This window comes from Pseudomonas sp. FDAARGOS_380 (assembly GCF_002591235.1).
GTDB classification, from domain to species: domain Bacteria; phylum Pseudomonadota; class Gammaproteobacteria; order Pseudomonadales; family Pseudomonadaceae; genus Aquipseudomonas; species Aquipseudomonas salmasensis.
Genome location: NZ_CP023969.1, coordinates 5,199,203 through 5,220,386 on the forward strand (window position 1 = coordinate 5,199,203; position 21,184 = coordinate 5,220,386).

Here is a 21,184-nt window from a genome sequence, read left to right on the forward strand (position 1 = left end):
CAGGCAGTACTCAGGTTTTTCGATTCCGGGCCGAAAGCCTATCAGACACGCCGGAAATCTCGAAGCAGCACCACAATTATAAAGAGCAGGGAGTGACAGGACGATGAACAGTTTGCGCAGCATGTCGATTAGCCGCCGCCTTTGGCTGATCCTGATAGTCGCCGTGTTGATGCTGCTGGCCTTGGGGCTGTTGATGCTCAACCAGATCCACGGCGACCTCTACCAGGCCAAGCGCCAGCAGACCCAGCACGTGGTGCAGACCGCCAGTGGCGTACTCGGGTATTACCAGAACCTGGAGAAAACCGGCGTACTGACCCGCGACGCCGCGCAACAACAGGCCTTGAGCGCGGTGCGCGGCCTGCGTTATGACCACGATGATTACTTCTGGATCAACGACCTCACCCCCGTGATGATCATGCACGCGGCCAACCCCAAGCTCGACGGCCAGAACCTTTCGGCGATTCGCGACCCGGACGGTTTCGCCGTGTTCAACGAATTCGTGAGCCTGGCCAAGGCCAAGGGCGCCGGCATCGTCAACTACCGCTGGCCGAAGCCCGGCGCCGAAGCGCCGGTAGAGAAAACCTCGTACATCCAACTGTTCGAACCCTGGGGCTGGATTATCGGCTCCGGCGTCTACGTGGACGATGTGCAGGCCGAATTCAGGGGCCAGGTGTGGAAGGCCTCGGCGATTGGCCTGGGCATTGCGTTGATGATGGCAGTGCTAGTGGTGCTGATTGCCCGCAGCATCGTGCAGCCGTTGCAGGCGGCGGTAAATGCCATGGGCAATATCGCCAGCGGCGAAAGCGACCTGACCCACAGCCTCGACACCCACGGCCGTGACGAATTGACGCAACTGGCCCAGCACTTCAATAGCTTTACCGCCAAGCTGCGCCAGGTGGTCGGCCAGTTGCAGGTGTGCGCGAACGCCCTGGGCCAGTCGTCCACCGAGCTGGGCCACAACGCCAGCCAGGCCCACGACCGCAGCCAGCAGCAATCGCAGCAGATGGAACTGGTGGCCACCGCCATCAACGAAGTCACCTACGGCGTGCAGGACGTGGCCAAGAATGCCGAGCACGCTGCCAGCGAAATGCGCGATGCCCAGGCCCAGGCACAACAGGGCCAGGTCAATATCGACGGTAGCTTGCAGCAGATCGACCAGCTCTCCACCACTATCAGCCAGGCTGTGGAGGTGATCCGCACGCTCTCCAGCGAAAGCACGCAGATCGGCGGCGTACTGGAAGTGATCCGCTCCATTGCCGACCAAACCAACCTGCTCGCCCTCAATGCCGCCATCGAAGCCGCCCGCGCCGGTGAGCAAGGCCGTGGGTTTGCGGTGGTCGCCGATGAGGTGCGCCTGCTGGCCCAGCGCACGCAGAAATCCACCGCCGAGATCCAGGTGATGATCGAGCGCCTGCAAGGCCATTCGGAAGCGGCGGTCAAGGTGATCAGCGACAGCCACAGCGCCTCGCAACTGACCATCGAACAAGCCGGCCAGGCGGGCGCAAGCCTCACCGCCATCGGCCAGGCGCTGCACAACCTCAACGGCCTGAACGCCTCGATTGCCAGCGCCACCCTGCAACAGGCCCACGTGGTGGAAGACATCAACCAGAACGTCACCCAAGCGGCCGGGCTGTCCCACAGCACCGCGCTGGCGGCGGAGCAATCCAGCGTGGCGAGTGCACAGTTGCGTGGCTTGAGCGAGCAGCTTGATGGGCTTTTGCGTCAGTTCAAGGTCTAAAGCCCCTGAGCGGTGGGAGGGCTGCCCTCTCCCACCGCCTAGCGGCCTCACATCCCCAGCCACTGCGGCAGCGCGAGGGAAATGAACGGCAGGTAGGTGACCATGATCAGGAACACCAACAGGATCATCAGCCACGGCATCGCCGCGCGGATGGTCTGCCCCAGGGTCAGCCCCGTCACCGCCGAGGTCACGAACAGGTTCAGCCCCACCGGTGGATGCACCAGGCCGATTTCCATGTTCACCACCATCACGATGCCCAGGTGAATCGGATCAATACCCAGCTTCATCGCAATCGGGAAAAAGATCGGCGCCAGGATCAGCACAATGGCCGAAGGCTCCATAAAGCTGCCGGCAATCAGCAGCACCACGTTGACCATGATCAAAAAGCCAATCGGCGTCAGCCCTTCGGAGATCACCCAAGCAGTAATTTGCTGGGGGATCTGCTCGGTGGTCAGCACGTGGGCAAACAGCATGGCGTTGGCGATGATGAACATCAGCATGATCGACAATCGCCCGGATTCCAGCAGCACCTTGGGGCAGTCGCGCAGCTTCATGTCCTTGTAGACGAACAGCGCGACAAACGCCGAATACACCGCCGCCACCGCCGCCGCCTCGGTCGGGGTGAACATGCCGCTGTAAATGCCCCCAAGGATGATCACCAGCAGCAACAGGCCCCAGAACGCCCGGCGTGCGCAGCTCAGCCACTCACGGAATGTCGCCCGGGGTTGCGCTGGCAGCTTCTTGATGCGGGCGACGATGTAGATCGCGACCATCAACATCAGGCCCAGCAGCAAACCCGGAATCACCCCGGCCATGAACAATTTGCCTACTGAGGTTTCGGTCGCCGCCGAATACACCACCATCACGATCGACGGCGGAATCAGAATGCCCAAGGTCCCGGCATTGCAGATGATGCCTGCCCCAAACTCCTTCGGGTAACCGGAACGCACCATGCCCGCCACGGCAATCGAGCCCACCGCCGCCACCGTGGCCGGTGATGAGCCGGACAGCGCCGCAAACAGCATGCACGCCAGCACCGCCGCAATCGCCAGGCCACCGCGGATATGCCCGACACAGGCGTTGGCAAAGTCGATCAGCCGCTGGGCCACGCCGCCGGTGGTCATGAAGGCGCCGGATAACAGGAAAAAGGGAATCGCCAGGAAGGTGTAGGCGTCGCTGGTTTCAAACAACTTGATCGCCAGGGAGCTCACCGAGTCCTGGCTGAACATCAGGATCGACACCGCACCGGACAGCCCCAGGGCAATCGCAATCGGCACGCCCAGGAACATGAACACGAATAACAGTAGAAACAGACAGAGCACGGCCATCAGTGACGCTCCTCATGGCTGCCGGCCAACTTGCTGGCCTCACCGGCCTCGTCGGCCAACCCCAACCCCACCTGGCGGTGGGTAAAGATGCGGTAGAAAATTTCCAGGTAGCGGATCAATACCAAGGCAAAGCCAATGGGCACGATCACCACGATGTCGCCGACATCGATGCCGAACTGGTCGAGGTCTTCGGCGCCGATATGCGCGGTCATCACCGCACTCACCCACTTGTAGCTGGCCACCATGAACAGCCCGGCATAGGCCAGGCAGCACAGGCAGGCGAGCATGCCGAGCAGGCGTTGCACCGGGCGCCGGGTCAGCCGCACCAGCGCGTCCACGCCCAGGTGGCCTGCGGTGCGCACGCCGTAGGAAATACCGAAGAAAATCAACCAGCCGAACATGGCCTTGGTCAGCGCCACGCTCCAGGTCATCTCTTGGGCCAACGTCATGGTGCCGTCGCCCAGGGCATTGAAGAAGGGGCTGCTCCAGGCCCATTTGTCGGCCAGGTCAAAGAACAGGGTGTAGACGTTGTTGAGCATGACGTAGACGAATGTCACCAGGGTCATGGCGGCCAGCAGGAACGCAATGAAGCCTTCCTCCAGATGCTCCCAGACGCGCCTTAGCGTTTGCATGGCAAAACCTCGCGAAAAAGGGATGGGTTATGCAAGGCACAGGGCGAAAACCGGTTCGACATGTGGGAGCGGGCTTGCTCGCGAATACAGTCTGTCAGTTGATAACACTGGTGACTGACCCACCGCTTTCGCGAGCAAGCCCGCTCCCACATTGGATCTCGGTGTGCCCTGGGATTACTGGTTGGACTGGTCCGCCGCCTTGATCAGGTCAGCCCCAATCTCGCCCTCGAACTTCTGCCACACCGGGCGCATGGCTTCGCGCCACAGCGCACGTTGCGCGGGGGTCAGTTCGATGATTTCGCTGGTCTTGGCGTCGATGATTTTCTGCTTAGCCGACTGGTTCAGCGCCTCGGCCTGCTTGTTCACCTCCACGGTGACCTCGGCCATGATCTGCTCCAGGGTGCTGCGCACATCCGGCGCCAGGCCGTTCCAGAATTTTGCGTTGGTGATCACCATGTAGTCGATCAAGCCATGGTTGGACTCGGTGAAGTACTTCTGCACTTCGTTGACCTTCTGGCTTTCATAGTTGGACCAGGTGTTCTCGGTGCCATTCACGGTGCCGGTCTGCAGGCCCTGGTAGACCTCGGCAAAGCTCATCTTGCGCGGGTTGGCGCGGATCGCCTTAAACTGCTCTTCGAGCACACTGGAAGCCTGCACGCGGAACTTCAGGCCACGGGCGTCCTTGGGTTCATGCAGGGCCTTGTTGGCGGAGAGTTGCTTGAGGCCGTTGTGCCAATAGGCCAGACCGAGGATGTTCTTATCCTGCATCGAGGTCAGCAGTTGCTTGCCCTCAGCGGCCTGGAAACGGTCGACGGCGGCCAGATCGTTGAACAGGAACGGCAAGTCGTAGATCTGCACTTGCTTGGTGTAATGCTCGAACTTGGCCAGGGACGGCGCGAGCATTTGCACGTCGCCCAGCAGCAACGCTTCCATTTCCTTGCCATCGCCAAACAGCGACGAGTTCGGGTACACCTCGACCTTGACCTTGCCGGGCAGGCGCTCTTCAGCAAGTTTTTTAAACAGCAACGCGCCCTGGCCTTTAGGGGTGTTCTCGGCAACCACGTGGGCGAACTTGATCACAATCGGGTCTGCCGCCTGGGCCAGGCCCGCGGTAAACAAGGTGGCGGCGCACAGCAGCGCCCGGGAAAGCTTGAGCATGGGAATCACCTTCTTATTGTTGTGTTGTAAGGCAAGGTGCCTGATGTAACGCGTGTCGTGAATTTCGAATTTTAGATACCTGCGTTCGGCCTGGCCGAACGCGTCCAGTGTGGGAGCTGGCTTGCCTGCGAAGACGGCCTGGCAGTCAATACAGTTGGATTGTGTACATATCCATTCCTGCGGTAACGGCCACTTAGGGTTCCGCCCTGACGGCGGCTCACTTTTGAAAAGCGCAAAAGTAAGCAAAACGCTCTTGCCCCACCACTCGGCACCTCGCTTGGGCTCGGTGTGCCCGTAATCCGCCAGTGATTTGGGGGGCCGCCTGAGATCAAAAGCAGAGCAAGATCAAGAGCGACTCGCTTCGCATCGTGGTTACCCCGTCGGCTGCTACAACCTACAAAATTGTGTAGATACCTATGGCTATCGCAGGCAAGCCAGCCTCCCACATTTTGTTCCCGGTTTTGTCAGTTACAGTTGCGCGGCCAGCAGCCGTTGCGCGCGCAGCAGTACCGGTGCATCCACCATCTGCCCGTCAATCTGATAAGCCCCTGCCCCATGGGCACCCGCCTCCACCACCCGCCTGGCCCAGGCCAGCTCTTCAGCGCTCGGCGCCAGCGCGGCATGGATCACCGCGACTTGCTTGGGATGAATGCACAACGCGCCGGCAAAGCCCATTTCATAAGCGTGCCGGATCGAGCGGTGCAGGCCTTCGGGGTCGTCGATGGCCGGGTGCACGCCGTCCAGCGGCGGCGCCAGGCCCGCGGCGCGCGAATGCACGATCAGCGCCAGGCGCGCCTGGTCGAGGGCCAATTCGGCCGCGCGGGAGTGACTGCTCAGGTTGAGGTCCAGCGCCAGGTCCAAGCCGCCGAACGACAGGCGTTCCACCTGGGGCGCCTGGGCAATCTGCGCCAGCGCCAGCAAACCGCGTGCGCTTTCAATAATCGGCCAGATACGTTTGCCGGTCGCGGCCACCACCGCCACCTGGGCCGCGCTTTCGACCTTGGGCAGCAACACCCCCGCCACATTTGCATGGGCCTTGCAGAAGGCGACATCGGCAAAATGCTCGGCATGCTGGGGCGCGTTGATGCGTACCCACACCTGGGCTTCGGCATGCGCATGCAAAAATACGCCCAGATTATCCCGAGCCTGACGCTTGAGCGGCTCTTCCACCGCGTCTTCGAAATCCACAATCACTGCGTCGGCGCCGCTGGCCAGGGCCTTGGCAAACCGCTCCGGGCGGCTGCCCGGCACAAACAGCGCAGAACGTACTAAAGGCTTTGGCATCACTTGATTCCTGATTAAATAACGCCGCGCTCGCGCAGGCTGTTAATGGCCTCAACGGAGTAACCCAGCTGGTCGAGGATGCCTTGGCTGTGTTGCCCCAGCGCTGGCACGCCGTCCATGCGCGGGGTAAACGCAGCGTTACGCGCCGGTGGCAGCAGCGACGGCAACGGCCCCGCCGGGCTGTCGACTTCGCGCCAGCGGTCGCGGGCCTTGAGTTGCGGGTGGTCCCACACGCCTTGCATGTCGTTGACCCGCGCACTGGCAATCTGCGCGTCTTCCAGGCGCTGGATCACCGCCTCGACGTCCAGTGGGGCAAAGCGCTCCACGATGATCTGGCGCAGCACCTCGCGGTTGGCCGAGCGCTTGAAGTTGGCGCTGAAGCGCTCGTCCGTGGCCAGCGATGGGCTGAGCAGCACTTTGTCGCAGAACGCCGCCCATTCGCGCTCGTTCTGCAAGCCGAGCATCACCGTGCCGCCGCCACCAGTGGGAAACGGCCCGTAAGGGTAAATCGTCGAATGCGCGGCACCCGCACGCGGTGGCGGCGGCGCGCCGTCAAAGGCGTAGTACATCGGGTAACCCATCCACTCCACCAGGCTTTCGAGCATGCTCACATCGATGCGGCTGCCCTGGCCGGTTTTGCCGCGCAGCAGCAGCGCCGACAGAATGCCGCTGTAGGCGTACATGCCGGCGGAGATGTCCGCGATGGAGCAACCGGCCTTGGCGATCTGTTCTTCACCTGGGCCACCGGTCACCGAGAGAAAGCCGCCCTCGCTCTGGATCAACAGGTCGTAGGCTTTCTTTTTCTCGTAGGGCCCGCCTTCGCCGTAGCCGGAAATATCGCAGACGATCAACCGTGGAAAGCGCGCGTGCAGCGCCTCGAACGATAAGCCCATGCGCGCCGCCGCGCCGGGGGCAAGGTTCTGCACCAGCACATCGGCGTCGGCCAGCAGCGCATCCAGAATGGCGCCCGCCTCGTCCTGCTTGAGGTCCAGGGTCAGGCTTTCCTTGGAGCGGTTGGTCCAGACGAAATGCGACGCCAGGCCGCGCACCCGTTCATCATAGCCACGGGCAAAGTCGCCGGTGCCGGGGCGCTCCACCTTGATGACCCGGGCACCCAGGTCAGCCAGTTGGCGTGTGCAAAATGGCGCCGCAATCGCGTGCTCCAGGCTAACGACGGTGATGCCGTCCAGCGGTCGTTGTTCAGTCATCACAAATTCCTCCAAGCCAATGGGCCATGGACGCGGTAGTGCGCAGGTTCCACACCTGCTCGATCAGGCGGTTGGCCTGGGCCGGGGTGCGGGCGCCGCTGAAGTGGGCCAGACGCTGGAACTTATCCGCCAGCTCGGCACGGCTCAGGGTGTTGCCCGGGTCGCCCTTGGGTTCATCAATGGCACCGTGCAGCGTGCGGCCATCGGTGGTGGTGACGGTGACGCGGCCCAGCCAGCGTTGTGGGTAGGCGCTGTCGACTTCGGGGTCCAGGCTCATGCTGACCTTGTCGCGAAACGCCGCGACCGCAGGATCGCTCAACGCCAGCTCATGGAATTCAGGCAACCCGGCTTTGCCATGCACGGCGATCAGGCCGAGCACGGTGCCCATGGAGAATTTGGCTTGGTGCACCGTGGCTGGCACCGTCACGCGGCCGAGTACGTCGATGGCGCCTTGGTGCACCTGGGTTTGCACCTGGGAAATCTGTGCAGCGCTCAAGCCTTCACGCTGCATCACGTCCAATAGCGCATCGGCAGCGGGATGGGTGTGGCGGCAGGAGGCGTGGAACTTGAACGAGGTCTCTACCAGTGCCCAGCGGCTGCCCAGGTCGGCAGACAATTTGCCCGGCTGCGCATCACTGGACATGCCCGCCGCCAAACCCTGGTCGCCTTCAAGGATATTGCGCGCGCCGGTCAGCCCATCGGCCGTCAGGTAAGCCGCCAGCAAGCCGTCCGCCGCCGCCTTGGCCGTGTGCAGTTGCTTGGAATCGGCGGCATCGCGCAGAAACTCCCACAGCCCGGCGGCCTGGGTGCCGGCGCTGCCGAGCAGGTTGATGAATTGCTCTTCGTTGAAGTCGAGCAACTTGCCCACCGCGACCGCCGCCGCCAGGGTGCCGACCGTGGCCGTGGTGTGGAAGATGCGGTAGTGGGAACGGCCCATGAACTCACCGATGCGAATCCCCGCCTCATAGCCGGCCACCGAGGCCAGCAACAGTTCACGGCCAGACTTGCCGAGGTCCTGGGCAGCGGCCAACGCGGCGGGAAACACCACGGTGGCCGGGTGCAGCACGGAGCTGTTGTGCAGGTCATCCTGCTCCACCAGATGTGAGGAGGCGGCGTTGACCAGGGCGGCAAAATACGCGCTGGTGCCGGCGCCGTTGACGATCACCTGGGCCGGGCCGCTGCTCGGGCCCATCTTCTGTGCGTAGCGTTCAAACAGGGGAATCGGATGCGCGCCCTGGCTGGCCAAGGCGGACGCGAGCCAATCCAGGTACAGCTCTTCGGTGCGCGCCAGTACGTGTTCGGGCAACTGCGCGTAAGTCAGCTCAGCCAGGAATCGGCACAGGGCTTGGGTATGATGCATGCTCAAGGCCCTCAGAAGCTGCGCGGCAGTTCGAGCAAATGCTCGGCCACGTAGGACAGGATCAGGTTGGTGGAGATCGGTGCCACCTGGTACAGGCGGGTCTCGCGGAATTTACGCTCCACGTCGTACTCGCAGGCAAAGCCGAAGCCGCCGTGGGTTTGCAGGCAGGCGTTGGCCGCTTCCCAGGACGCCTTCGCCGCCAGGTACTTGGCCATGTTGGCACTGGCCCCGGCGTTCTTGCCGCTGTCGTATTCCTCACAGGCGCGCCAGCGCATCAGGTCCGCCGCTTCAATCTCGATATGCGCCTCGGCAATCGGGAACTGCACGCCCTGGTTCTGCCCGATGGGCCGGCCAAACACCACGCGGTCGCGGGCATAGGCGCTGGCCTTTTCAATAAACCAGCGGCCGTCACCGATGCACTCGGCGGCAATCAGGGTGCGCTCGGCATTCAGGCCATCGAGGATGTATTTGAAGCCCTTGCCCTCCTCGCCAATCAGGCTGTCCAGGGGCAGCTCCAGGTTGTCGAAGAACAGCTCGTTGGTCTCGTGGTTGACCATATTGGCAATGGGCTGCACGGTCAGGCCGTTGCCGATGGCCTGGCGCAGGTCCACCAGGAAGATCGACATGCCTTCGGATTTTTTCTGCACTTGGGCCAAGGGCGTGGTGCGTGCCAGCAGGATCATCAGGTCGGAATGCTGCACCCGCGAGATCCAGACTTTCTGGCCGTTGATCACGTACTTGTCGCCGCGCTTGATCGCCGTGGTCTTGATCTTGGTGGTGTCGGTGCCGGTAGTGGGTTCGGTGACGGCCATCGACTGCAGGCGCAATTCACCACTGGCTAGCTTGGGCAGGTAGAAGCGTTTTTGCGCCTCGCTGCCGTGACGCAGCAGGGTGAACATGTTGTACATCTGGCCGTGTACGGTGCCCGAGTTGCCGCCGCGGCGGTTGACTTCCTCAAGGATCACCGAGGCTTCGGCCAGGCCCAGGCCGGAACCGCCGTATTCCTCGGGGATCATCGCCGACAGCCAACCAGCGTCGGTCAGCGCCTTGACGAAGGCTTCGGGGAAGCCCTTTTCTTCATCGATCTTGCGCCAGTAAGCGGCATCGAATTCGGCGCACAAGGCACGCACGCCGTCGCGGATGGCGTTGAGTTCTTCAGTGTCATGGGCATTCATTAACGGCTCTCCGCCTGTTGTTATGGGGTTATTCGAAATGCACCTGAGCGGTCTGCGCCAGGCCTTCAGTGTTGCCGGCCCAGAGGTCTGCGACGCCGGTTGCGGTGATGCGCCCGCCCACCTCAAAAGGCTGTGGCGCAATCAGTGGGCGCACACCGCGATAGGCAAAGCGGCGCAGGGTCGCTTCGGGGTGCGCCCGGCAGAACGCACGCAGGCTCAAGGTGGCGATCAGCGGGCCATGCACCACCAGGCCGGCATAGCCTTCGGTGCCGGTGACATAGGGGTAGTCGTAATGGATGCGGTGGCCGTTGAACGTGACGGCGCTGTAGCGGAACAACAGGGTTGGCGTCGGCTCGACGGCCTCTGTCCATTCGCCTTGGGCCAGCGCGTCGCCGCTGCCCACCTTGGGTGGCGTGGGTTCGCGGTAGACGATGTCCTGCTCCTCGCGGATGGCCAGGCGCCCGTCCTGGGAGTAATCATGGCGCACGGTGACGAATAACAGTGAACCGGTGCGCCCCGTTTTTTCTTCGACCTGGGTGATGGTGGATACGCGCGTGGCCGCCTCGCCAGCCCGCAGCGGGTGCAAAAACTCTAGGCGCCCACCGGCCCACATGCGATTGCGGTTATCGGCTGGTGGCAGGAACCCGCCGCGTGCCGGGTGACCGTCGCTGCCCAGGGCCGATTCGGGCAACGGGTCCTGGAAAAAGCACCATTGCCACAACGCAGGCACCGCGTCGCCATCGGCGGGCACCGCCTCACCGAACGTGGCGGCGATACGCTTGAGCAGGTTATGGCTCAGGTGGTCGTGGGCGGTCTCACTTCGGCCGATCCAATCAGTAGCGCTCATCGGGTGCAGGTCCTCAGGCAGTGGGTGACTGCCGTGGATCATGCAAGGGCCTGCCCGTTCTGAGAATTTGCATTTCAATAAACCAGCGTTCGGTTATGCTGAACGCTTACAGCCACACCGTGAACCAATGTGGGAGCTGGCTTGCCTGCGATAGCGGTGTGTCAGTGACGAAGATGCTCACTGACACACCGCTATCGCAGGCAAGCCAGCTCCCACAGGAAACCTGTTCCTCGGGAGCCTTGCATGCACTTCGATCTCGCCGACCTGCGCCTGTTTATCCATATCGCCGAATCCCCCAGCCTTACCCAGGGCGCCAAGCGCGCCTTCCTGTCGCCGGCTGCCGCCAGTGCGCGGATCAAGGCCCTGGAAGGCCAGCTCGACACGCGCCTGTTGTACCGCGACAGCCGGGGCGTGGAGATCACCCCGGCAGGCGAGCGGCTGTTGCACCATGCGCGGTTGATCATGCGCCAGGTGGATTACCTGAAAAGCGAGTTCACCCAATACGGCGCGGATTCGGCCGGGCATATCCGTATCTTCGCCAACACCACGGCGGTCACCGAGTTTTTACCGGAGGTTCTGGCTGGCTTTCTGTCGCAGCGCCCAGGCGTCACCGTCGACCTGCAGGAACGCCTCTCCCGGGACATTGTGCGCGGTGTGCTAGATGGCACCAGTGACATGGGTATCATCGCCGGCCCCGTGGAAGCCTCCGGCCTGCAGGTGCTGCATTTCAGCACCGATGAACTGGTGCTGATGGTGCCGGTCGGGCATCCACTGGCCGACTTGCCTTCGGTGACCCTTGAGCAGACCCTGGCGTATCAGCATATCGGCCTGCATGAAGGCAGCACGCTGTTGAGTTTCCTGCGCGAACACGTCGAGCGCCTGGGCAAGCAATTGTCGCTGCGTATCCAGGTCTCGAGCTTCGAAGCGATCTGCCGGATGGTCGAGGCAGGCGTGGGCATCGGCATCATTCCCGAGTCCGCCGCCCTGCGCCACAGCCGCACCATGCAGTTGGTGACCGTAAAGCTCGACGAACCCTGGGCGATTCGCGAGCGCAGCATTCTGGTACGTGAGCTGGAAGCGCTGCCAGGAACCATTCGCGCGCTGATCGCCACGTTGATGCCCTGATTCTGTAGGAGCGAGCTTGCTCGCGAAAAACGTCAACGATAACGCGTGCTTTCTGGATAAACGCGGCGCCTGTGCGTTTTTCGCGAGCGAGCTCGCTCCTACAGTGGGCCGTTAACAGTCTTTGACAGTTTCCCGACAAAGCACTCAAAGATTCCAAGCCCCCGCCGCCCTAGCATTCCAGCATCCAAATCATCATTCGGGTGCTCTTGATGTTTCGCAGGTTGCGCGGTATTCCGCTATTGGGTTGCCTGATGGGCAGTATCGGTTGCCACTCGCAACCGCCTGTCCCGCCGCCGATTCAAAAAGGCGATTACGGCGCAATCATCCGCTACCTGCAAACCCGCATTCCCCGGGAGATGGCGCGGGACAATGTGGCAGGTTTGTCGATTGCGCTGGTCAATGGCCAGGAGCTGATCTGGGCCCGTGGCTTTGGCCTGGCTGACAAAGACCAGGGGGTGCCGGTCACGCCCAATACCGCGTTTCGCGCCGGTGGCATTTCCAAACTGCTGAGCGCCACGGCGGCGCTGCAGCTGGTGGAGCAGCACCACCTGGCGCTGGATGCACCGATCCAGCAGACCCTGCGTGAGTTCTACGTACGTTCACGCTTTCACAGCGACCAGGCCGAGGCGGATCGAGCGATCACTTTGCGGCGCTTGCTCAGCCATCAATCCGGCTTGCCCAGCGAGCACCTGCGCGACCTGCGCAGCACTTACGCCATGGGGCAAATGCCGATGCGTGTGTCGGGTGTGTGGCTGAGCAGTCTGCCGGGGTCCCAGGTGGCGTACTCCAACCTTGGTTATTCACTGGTGGGCGCGGCCATCGAGCGCAGCAGCGGTAAAAGCTTTGAAGCCCAGTTGCAAAGCAGCCTGCTCACGCCCCTGCGAATGAACCAGTCCAGCTTCGTGGGCACCGGTGCGCAAATGGGCTTTCGCGCCCATGGTTACGAAGACGGCAAGGCCAGCACCGACGCCCAAGTGCGTGACCTCGCCGCCGGTGGCCTGTGGACCAGCCCCAAAGACCTCAGCCGCTACGTGCGCATGCTGTTTGCCAACGGCACCTACAAGGGCAGCCAGGTCCTCGGCAGCGCTTCTATCGACGCCATGTTTACCCAGCAAAACACCGGCAACGCCCTGGATTTCGACTGCCAGATCGGCCTGGGCTGGTTTCTGGCGCCCTGCGGTGACGAGCCCATCGGCCCCGGCGTGCGTACCTACCAGCACAGCGGTGGCGGCGATGACTTCGTCGCCCAATTGACCCTGCTACCGGATCAGCAGCTGGCGGTGATCATCATGGCCAACGACAGCAACGCCGAAGACATGGTGGTGTCACTGACCACCGACAGCCTGCGCCTGATGCTCCAGGCACAGACCGGCCAGCCCGTGTGCGCCGATGACTGCCAGGCCCCGAGCCACGGCCTCAAGCTGCGCCATGTGCCGGCGGCGGTGGATCGCAAGCGCCTGGCTGGTTTCTATGCGACCGCCTGGGGCGTGTTCCGCATCAGGGATGAGCATGCGCGCTTGACCGGCGAACTGGCCGGCTACGATTTCGAGCTGTTACGTGATGAGCAAGGCTGGCTGCGCGCGCAGAAAAAGATCCTCGGCTTCTGGCGCAAGGACCTGGGCGAGTTGGGCCGCGTGCAGTTGGATGTGATCCAGGTACAAGGCCGCCAAATGCTCACCGCGCGCAGCCACGGCCAACGCATTGCCATCGGTGAACGCATCGAGCCACCACCCTTGCCCGCCGCCTGGGCCAACACGGTCGGCACCTATCAGGTGCTCAGCAGCCATGAACCCGACGCGCCATTGAGTGGCATCAGCGTGCGTCAGGAGGACGGCTTCCTGGTGATTCGCGGCCAATTGCACGGCGAGCCGCTGACCGACTACATCCTGCTGCCCATCGACAACGCCCATGCGGTGCTGGCCGGCAACGGCTACGGCCTGGGCGATACCGTCAGCCGCCAGGTCAACGGCCTGAGCGCTTCGGGCTACTCGTTCAAACGCACCCATTCCCCCCACACACCCTTGAACCTCTAACCAGGAAAACACCCTGATGCACTCAAAAAACCTGTGCCTGTCATTGACCTCACTGTGCCTGCTCGCCGCCGCCGATACGGCGCTTGCCGAAGACTGGCAATACAGCCTCAAGGCCGGCATGGCCAACGCACCCCGCTACAGTGGCAGCGACGAACGTATGACGGCACCTGTACTCGGCGGCAAAATCATCAGCCCCTGGGGCGTCTTCCTCGATACTGATACGGGCCTGGGCTGGGGTTACGAAGGTAATGCCCTGAGCTTCAGCGCATACGTTGGCGCAAGCGGTTCGCGCAAGGATAAAAATGAAAGCATGCAGGCCGGCTCCAAACGCCTCAAAGGTATGGGCCAGATCAAGTCGCGTCCGCAATTGGGAGTGAGTGCCGCCTACAACCTCGACAGTGTGATCATCGGCGCCACCCTGGAACATGCGCTTGAAGAAGATAAACACAAGGAAACCGGCAAGGCTTTTACCCATCTGGAGTTGAGCCTGGGTACCCATCTGTATGAAAGCCGCTACGGCTCCATCGATGCCGCCATCAACAGCCACTTCGGTGACCGCAACTACCTGCAAACCTGGTACGGCGTGACTACCGACCAGGCCACCCGCAGCCGCTTCAAGGAATACAAGGCAAGTGCCGGCAATATCAGCAATGGCATAAACCTTTCATGGAGCGTGCCGATCAACGAACACACGCAGTTCTCGACCTTGCTGGATGTGCAATACCTGGCGGATAAAGCGGGCAAAAGCCCGATTGTGGAGCGGCGGCTCCAGGCGTCGATGTCGGGGGAGCTGCAGTACACCTTCTGATCTACCCTGCCCTCTGTAGGAGCGAGCTTGCTCGCGAAAAACCTCAACGATAACGCGTGTTTTCTGGGTAAACGCTGCGCCTGTGAGTTTTTCGCGAGCAAGCTCGCTCCTACAGAGACAATGCCAGCTCCTTTTAGTAGCCCAACGACAAGCCTGTGTTGCGCCGAGGGTCATTGGCCCCATAGAAACGGTTGTTACCCACCGGCTTGCCCTCCAGGGAAGGCGCGCCTACCAGGATGGCGGCCAAGTGGTTGGCATCTTGCGGGCCGGCAAACTTGTGGCCCCAGCTTTCAAGGATCTTCTGGGTGTCCGGGCTGACCGCAAAGGTCTCAAGGTTGGTGGTTTCCGGCATCCATTGCTGGTGGAAGCGCGGTGCGTCCACGGCTTCCTGGATGTTCATTTTGTAGTCGATGACATTCAGGATGGTCAGCAAGGTCGCGGTGATAATACGGCTGCCCCCCGGTGTGCCAACGACCATTACTGCCTTGCCGTCCTTGGTGACGATGGTCGGGCTCATCGATGACAACGGCGCCTTGCCCGGTGCGATGGCGTTGGCTTCGCCCTGCACCAGCCCGTACATATTCGGTACGCCGACCTTGACGGTGAAGTCATCCATTTCATCGTTGAGAATCACCCCGGTCTTGCTGGCCATCACCCCGGCGCCAAACCAGTCGTTGAGGGTATAGGTCACCGAGACCGCGTTGCCCCACTTGTCGACGATGGAATAGTGGGTGGTGTTATTGCCTTCGTGGGGCGACACACCTGGCTTGATCGCCTGGGAGTCACCGGCCTTCTGCGGCTCGATGGCAGCGCGTAGCTTGGCCGCGTAGTTCTTGTCCAGCAGATGCTCGATGGGGTTCTTTACGAAGTCCGGATCGCCCAGGTAGCTGTTGCGGTCCACGTAGGCATGGCGCATCGCTTCGATCTGGTAGTGCAGGCCCTGGGCCGAGTGATAGCCCAGATCGGCCATCGGGTAGCCTTCGAGGATGTTCATGATCTGGCAGATCACCACACCGCCCGAGCTGGGTGGCGGCGCCGAGACCACATGGTAGCCACGGTAGTCGCACTCGATGGGGGCCAGTTCGCGGGTTTTGTAGGCGTCGAGGTCGGCCTGGGTGATGATGCCTTTGCCGGCCTGGCTGGAATCGACCACCGCCTTGGCGACCCAGCCTTTATAGAAGCCGTCGGTGCCCTTGGCCGAGATTTCCTTAAGGGTCTTGGCCAGGTCCTTCTGCACCAGCTTCTGGCCCACCTGCATCGGTTTGCCGTTATGCAGGAAGATCCCGCGCATGTCCTGGTCTTTTTCGAACTCACCGGTGGCGGTGTGCAACAGGTCGATATCGCCCTGCTCCAGCGCAAAGCCGTTTTCCGCCAGCGTGATCGCCGGGGCAATCACTTGCGCGCGCTTGAGGGTGCCGTACTTGCTCAGGGCCAGCTCCATGCCAGACACCGTGCCCGGTACGCCGACCGCCAAATGGCCTTTGGCGCTGAGGCCTTCGACCACATTGCCGGCCTTGTCGAGGTACATGTCGGCCGTCGCCGCCAGCGGGGCTTTTTCGCGGAAGTCGAGGAAGGTCTTGCGCCCGTCCGCCAGTTGCACGGTCATGAAACCACCGCCGCCCAGGTTGCCCGCCGCCGGATACACCACCGCCAGTGCGTAACCTACCGCCACCGCCGCATCGACCGCGTTGCCGCCGGCCTTGAGCACATCGACACCCACGTGGGTTGCCAGGTGCTGGGCCGTGACCACCATGCCATTTTCACCCGCAACCGGGGCTTGGGAAGCTGCGTGCACACCGTTGACCGTCAAGACCAGCGCGGTCGCAATCAAAGTGTGACTGAAGGGTTGGTATTTCATCCATGGCTACTCTGATTATTGAGATGCACCAAAATAGCTCCTAGCCGATTCAATCCCCAGCGCAATGGCGTTTTTATTACAGAACTTGTCGGTCATGGAACGCACACCGCTGCGCAAGGCGGCAATCAGCTCTGGCCTATAAAATTAATGGCGCTAAAATCGGCGCCATTCTTTTACCGCCGCCCTGATACGAGCCTGTCCATGAGCTTTGATTTCGACACGATCCACCCACGCTTCGATACCGGCAGTACCAAGTGGAGCCGTTACCCGCAAGACGTCCTGCCGATGTGGATCGCCGACATGGACATCGCCGCGCCGCCCGCCATCTTGCAAGCCCTGCACGCGCGCCTCGACCAGCAGATTCTCGGCTACAGCGTGGCCGGCCCGGACGTGCGCGACGCTATCGTTGCCGACTTGTGGGCCAAGTACGCCTGGCGCGTGCAGCCTGAAGAACTGCTGTTTCTGCCCGGCGTCGAGCCTGGCTTCAATATGGCCCTGCACGCCTTCGTCCAGCCCGGCCAGGCGGTGGTACTGCAAACCCCCAACTATCGGCCGATTCGCCTGGCGCCCGGCAACTGGAACCTGCCACGCATCGAAGTGCCGTTCCACTTGATCGATGGCGAGTACCGCACACCGCTGCCGGCCATGCGCCAAGCCTTGAGCGGGGCCGGGGCGCTGTTGCTGAGCAACCCGCACAACCCCATCGGCAAGGTGTTTGCCCGTGAAGAGCTGCTGGCGGTGGCCAATGCCTGCCTGGACACCGGCGCATTGATCATCAGCGACGAAATCCACGCCGAGCTGTGCTTCGACGGCCGTCGTCACATCCCCACCGCCAGCCTCAGCCCCGAGATCGCCCAGCGCACCATCACGCTGATGTCAGCGAGCAAGGCGTATAACGTGGCCGGCTTGAAGACCTGCTTCGCCGTGGTCCAGAACGCCGAGGTGCGCGAGCGTTTCAATCAGGCGCGCTGCGGCATGGTCGACAGCGTCAGCCCCCTGGGCCTGGAAGCTACCCGCGCCGCCTACAGCGAATGCACCGAGTGGCTCAGCGCGCTGGTGCAGTACCTGCAAGCCAACCGCGACTACCTGCTCGACGCGGTAGAAACCCGCCTGCCCGGCGTGGTGATGCATGCGCCACAGGGTACCTTCCTGGCGTGGCTCGATTGCAGCGCCCTGGGTCTTGATGACCCGCAGCAGTTCTTTCTGGAGCAGGCCAAGGTGGGCCTGAGCGCTGGGATCGAATTTGGCGATGACAGCCAGCAATTCGTGCGCCTGAACTTCGGTTGCCCACGGGCGATGCTGGAGGAAGGCGTGCAGCGCATGCAGATCAGCTTACAAAACCGCTGACGTCGGTCGGAACCGCACGGGAGATTTTCCGCACATACCGGGCTTAGCTGCCCGCTGTGCCATTGAAATTCTCCCGGAGCCGCCCGTCGATGATTCTGCCGCCACGCCCACTCCCCCTCATTGCCTGGGATTTCAAACCCATCGCCGGCGATACCCCGCAGGTCTTGCCGGCCTACTCGGTGGAGCCTCTGCAACCGCCACGCAAACCGGCGTTGAGGCAAAACCGCAGTACATCGGTAGACCACCAGAAAGCCCTCTACCGCCAGCTGTTGCAGGCCACGCACACTGCGCTGCCCAGGGTGCGCGACGAAGCCAAGCACTGGGCCGAGGCGCTGGTGTTCAAGTTGACCGGTCGCAAGGTCGATGCCGACGCCATCTTCCTCAATCGCTTCCAGCAAGCACAAAGTGCCAATACCGTCACCGACTGGGAACATCTGGGGGAAGAACCCACGGTTTCCCAGGCGCTGCCGGACGCGTTGTTGAGCAACTTCAGCGAACACGACGCACTGCCCGGCGTGCTTGACCAACAGGCCGGCCTGTACACGGTCGGCCGCGGGCAAAGTACCCAAGGCGGCTATGGCGCCCATAACCAGTTTGCGTTGGCGCCTTCCCAGCTGATGCATGAAAGCTGGAAAACCGACTTTCAGGCACACATGACTCAAAAGCTCGAACGCTTCTGGCGCGACCATGGCGATGACTACCGCACCGCCTTGAAAGGTGAGTTCATTTATCAGGCCCGTAAACAGCTCAAGGCCTACGAGCGCGCCTCACCCGCCGAACGCCTGAACATGCCGGCCGAGCAGCGCTTTACCCGCGATGATTACCGCCTGGTGATGGGCGCCGCCGCCAACCTGCCCCTGGATGAAAACCAAGCCCTGAGCGTCGAACAACTACGAGCGACAGCGCCGGTAGAAGGCCGCACACGGGTTCACGTGTTTGACATCAACGGGCGCCCCGCTCACGACATCCTGCGTTTCACCGCCACTGACTACGGCAGCCACGGGCAATTACGTGATCGTCGAGACGGCGTGCAGGTCCTGTATATGCCGGGGCACAAGCCCGCTTTCCTGCGCTTTGATTCCCTGGACGCGATGGACCAATGGGTGGCCGAGCAAGGCCGGCATGCCGAGACGCGCAAGGCGCTGCAATCGCACTTCGCCCTCAGGGACCGACAAGACAGCGACTTGGGGTTCTGGAGCGATTTCAAATCCTTTATCACCGGCGATTCGCGCTCGAACAAAGGCGCGGACAGCGCCATTCGCTACTTGGCCAGCGGCTACTGGGACACCCTGGAAGGGACCGTTATCGACAGCGCCAATGTGCGCATTCACGGCGACGTGTTCAGCGTGATCAAAGACGCCACCCGCGAACGCATGTCCCGCGATGCAGACGTCATGATCAAGTCCAACAGCGAGGTCACCCGCGATACCTGGCTTAACGATTTGACCGTAGCCGCAGGCCTGGCGGCCAAGTTCGCAGTGATTGGCGAGCCGGTCGTGGTCGGTGTCGCGGCCGCCGCCGGCCTTGTAGAAGCCGAAGTGGGTGTCGAGCAATCGATCACGGGTGACACGCAGGCCGAGCGCAAACACGGCAGCACTGCCGCACTGGATGGCGCGCTCAATGAGCTGTTTGCCATCGTGGGCGGTACCGTGAAGGAGCCTGCTTTTGAGCAACCGGCCACGATCCCCCTGACCCGGCAGCTTTTCAGCGACGGCCGGCAGGCAATGGTCATCGAACACCCGTTGAGCCCCAGTGCCTATACCCTGCCACGCGCCAATGGCTATGACCTGGTGGACCGTGGTCGGGTGTATCGCTACCTCAATACAAGACCTGGCGAGCTGACCGACCTGCAAGCAGTAGAACACGCCAAGCCCTTGGAGGACTTTGAGGCGCTTTGCCCTGCGCCCGCTGCGGGTGGGCGGGTGCGACGCGGCATCCAGGACGAGTGTTTCGTTAAACTTATCGCCGACCTGCCCAAACCCCAAGAACGCCTGCAGGCCCTGGAGCACGTGCGGTTGTTCCCGTCCAAGGCCGGGCTGTTCACGCGCGAGCGCACGGTGGTCTATGAAAAACGCCTGCACACAATAGTCAAAGGCGACACCGGGCCCCAATTGGTGCCCGTCGCCAACGGCGAACGCATCACTTACAAGGCGCACGTGCACGGCCAGCTTATTGACGACCCCGATTTCGGCTTTTACACGGGCGATAGCGCCGGCACGCTTGCTAACGATACTCGGGTGGTCAAACTCGGCAGCATCAGCAACGCCAGCAATGATCAGCGCCAGCTCAGAGGCGTGGTCGTCACCAGCGCCAGCCAGCGCTACCTGGTGGTAGAGGCTGACACTGCTGAGTTCTATTACGCACCATTGGATAAAACGCAAACGCGGGATATCAGGTTCAAGAAATGCGGGCCTCTAGAGCTGAGCCTTGCGCAAGGGTATCGCCAGTTTCTGAGTACCCACCATGCTGTACAGGCCCTTAAGGCCGACTTCGTCGCGCTGGCTCCGCTCAAAAAAGCCTTCAAGCAACTGCAGCGCTCAGGTTTTAGCAAAGCCGACATCGACGAATTGAAGCGCCACTGCAAGGGGATGAATCCTGAGCAGCAGCGCGAAGTGGTGTACCGGCTGCAACAGGCCAATGCCATCGTGAAACCGGATGTAGCCTTGCGCCCCCATCGTGTTTCACCGTTGCCTGGCAACCAGGTGCATCCGGCCGCAGACCTGGCCAGGGCCGACGCAGCCAGGCTTACCCTGGGCTGGTTGCGGCGCACCGCCACGCTGAAAGCCGCCAATACCGTGCAGGTGGCCATGGGTGAAGCCACGACACTCACGAGCGGCAACGACGCGCTCTCCACCCGCAGCCTGACCGACTGCTCGGCCATTGCGGTGCTCACCGACTGGGACGGTGCGCGTTACCAGACCCGCACGCTGATGCACCTGACCGGCAGCAACCTGGAACTGGGCCTGCGGGGCGGAAATACCCAAGCGCTGCTGGATCGATTGAACGCATCACTGAACAAAGGTGGGCGGGTCATCCTGGTAGGCGGGGTCAATTCAGATTCGCTGCAAGGCATGGCCACCACCATCGGGCAATCGTTGCAGGGCGAACAACCGCTCAGGACACTGCTTCAAGCACGGCCCGGCGTCAGCGTCACGCTGGCCAGCTCCCTGGGCATCACGGTGAATGCTGATGGCACGTTCGAGCTGATCGAGGGAGCGGGCAAAGGTGTCATGCCCGAGGATCAGGTCAGGGAAATTTTCAATCGAGTTGACTGAGGGCGCTG

15 protein-coding genes are annotated in these 21,184 nt (G+C 62.2%); 6 read left to right on the plus strand and 9 right to left on the minus strand.

Annotated features, from left to right (window positions below):
* The first annotated feature begins 103 nt into the window (after nt 1-103).
* Nucleotides 104-1,738, plus strand: coding sequence for a methyl-accepting chemotaxis protein (locus CRN80_RS24410; protein ID WP_032892009.1), 1,635 nt, complete (start codon nt 104-106; stop codon nt 1,736-1,738).
* Between the two features lie 47 nt (nt 1,739-1,785).
* Here CRN80_RS24410 and dctM read toward each other — a convergent pair whose 3' ends face one another.
* From dctM to CRN80_RS24455, 8 genes are all read right to left on the minus strand, one after another.
* Nucleotides 1,786-3,066, minus strand: coding sequence for a C4-dicarboxylate TRAP transporter large permease protein DctM (gene dctM, locus CRN80_RS24415; RefSeq protein WP_014718351.1), 1,281 nt, complete (start codon nt 3,064-3,066; stop codon nt 1,786-1,788).
* The gene (locus CRN80_RS24420; RefSeq protein WP_032892011.1) at nt 3,066-3,698 is read right to left on the minus strand and encodes a TRAP transporter small permease; all 633 of its coding nucleotides are present in this window, start codon (nt 3,696-3,698) and stop codon (nt 3,066-3,068) included. Before CRN80_RS24420 ends, dctM begins: the two co-directional genes overlap by 1 nt.
* Nucleotides 3,699-3,872: 174 nt before the next feature.
* Complete coding sequence (locus CRN80_RS24425) at nt 3,873-4,856, minus strand: TRAP transporter substrate-binding protein (protein WP_003191039.1); 984 nt, start codon at nt 4,854-4,856, stop codon at nt 3,873-3,875.
* Between the two features lie 468 nt (nt 4,857-5,324).
* Nucleotides 5,325-6,140, minus strand: coding sequence for a CoA ester lyase (locus tag CRN80_RS24435; protein ID WP_098951606.1), 816 nt, complete (start codon nt 6,138-6,140; stop codon nt 5,325-5,327).
* Between the two features lie 14 nt (nt 6,141-6,154).
* Entirely contained in the window at nt 6,155-7,348 is a 1,194-nt protein-coding gene (locus tag CRN80_RS24440; RefSeq protein WP_098951608.1) for a CaiB/BaiF CoA-transferase family protein, read from the minus strand.
* Nucleotides 7,341-8,708 (minus strand): MmgE/PrpD family protein, encoded by a 1,368-nt coding sequence (locus tag CRN80_RS24445; RefSeq protein ID WP_098951609.1) that lies wholly within the window; start codon nt 8,706-8,708, stop codon nt 7,341-7,343. Before CRN80_RS24445 ends, CRN80_RS24440 begins: the two co-directional genes overlap by 8 nt.
* Before the next feature lie 11 nt (nt 8,709-8,719).
* Nucleotides 8,720-9,883, minus strand: coding sequence for an acyl-CoA dehydrogenase family protein (locus tag CRN80_RS24450; protein ID WP_098951611.1), 1,164 nt, complete (start codon nt 9,881-9,883; stop codon nt 8,720-8,722).
* Between the two features lie 28 nt (nt 9,884-9,911).
* Entirely contained in the window at nt 9,912-10,730 is an 819-nt protein-coding gene (locus CRN80_RS24455) for a MaoC family dehydratase N-terminal domain-containing protein (RefSeq protein ID WP_098952682.1), read from the minus strand.
* Between the two features lie 243 nt (nt 10,731-10,973).
* Between CRN80_RS24455 and CRN80_RS24460 the strand changes: the two genes are divergently transcribed.
* The 3 genes from CRN80_RS24460 to CRN80_RS24470 all read left to right on the plus strand — a co-directional run bounded on the left by CRN80_RS24460 (nt 10,974) and on the right by CRN80_RS24470 (nt 14,696).
* Entirely contained in the window at nt 10,974-11,855 is an 882-nt protein-coding gene (locus CRN80_RS24460; RefSeq protein WP_098951612.1) for a LysR family transcriptional regulator, read from the plus strand.
* Nucleotides 11,856-12,064: 209 nt separating this feature from the next.
* Nucleotides 12,065-13,888: a serine hydrolase gene (locus CRN80_RS24465; RefSeq protein ID WP_098951614.1), complete on the plus strand. Its 1,824-nt coding sequence runs from the start codon at nt 12,065-12,067 to the stop codon at nt 13,886-13,888.
* Nucleotides 13,889-13,904: 16 nt separating this feature from the next.
* A complete protein-coding gene (locus CRN80_RS24470; RefSeq protein WP_098951615.1) occupies nt 13,905-14,696 on the plus strand; it encodes a MipA/OmpV family protein in 792 nt (263 codons plus the stop codon).
* A gap of 133 nt (nt 14,697-14,829) precedes the next feature.
* Here CRN80_RS24470 and ggt read toward each other — a convergent pair whose 3' ends face one another.
* Nucleotides 14,830-16,554, minus strand: a complete 1,725-nt coding sequence (ggt, locus tag CRN80_RS24475) for a gamma-glutamyltransferase (protein WP_098951617.1) — start codon at nt 16,552-16,554, stop codon at nt 14,830-14,832.
* A gap of 201 nt (nt 16,555-16,755) precedes the next feature.
* Here ggt and CRN80_RS24480 point away from each other — a divergent pair, with 201 nt between their 5' ends.
* A complete protein-coding gene (locus CRN80_RS24480; protein WP_032892019.1) occupies nt 16,756-17,901 on the plus strand; it encodes a MalY/PatB family protein in 1,146 nt (381 codons plus the stop codon).
* 89 nt (nt 17,902-17,990) lie between these two features.
* On the plus strand, nt 17,991-21,176 hold the full coding sequence (locus tag CRN80_RS24485; RefSeq protein WP_178081029.1) for a dermonecrotic toxin domain-containing protein: 3,186 nt from the start codon (nt 17,991-17,993) through the stop codon (nt 21,174-21,176).
* Nucleotides 21,177-21,184: the final 8 nt, after the last annotated feature.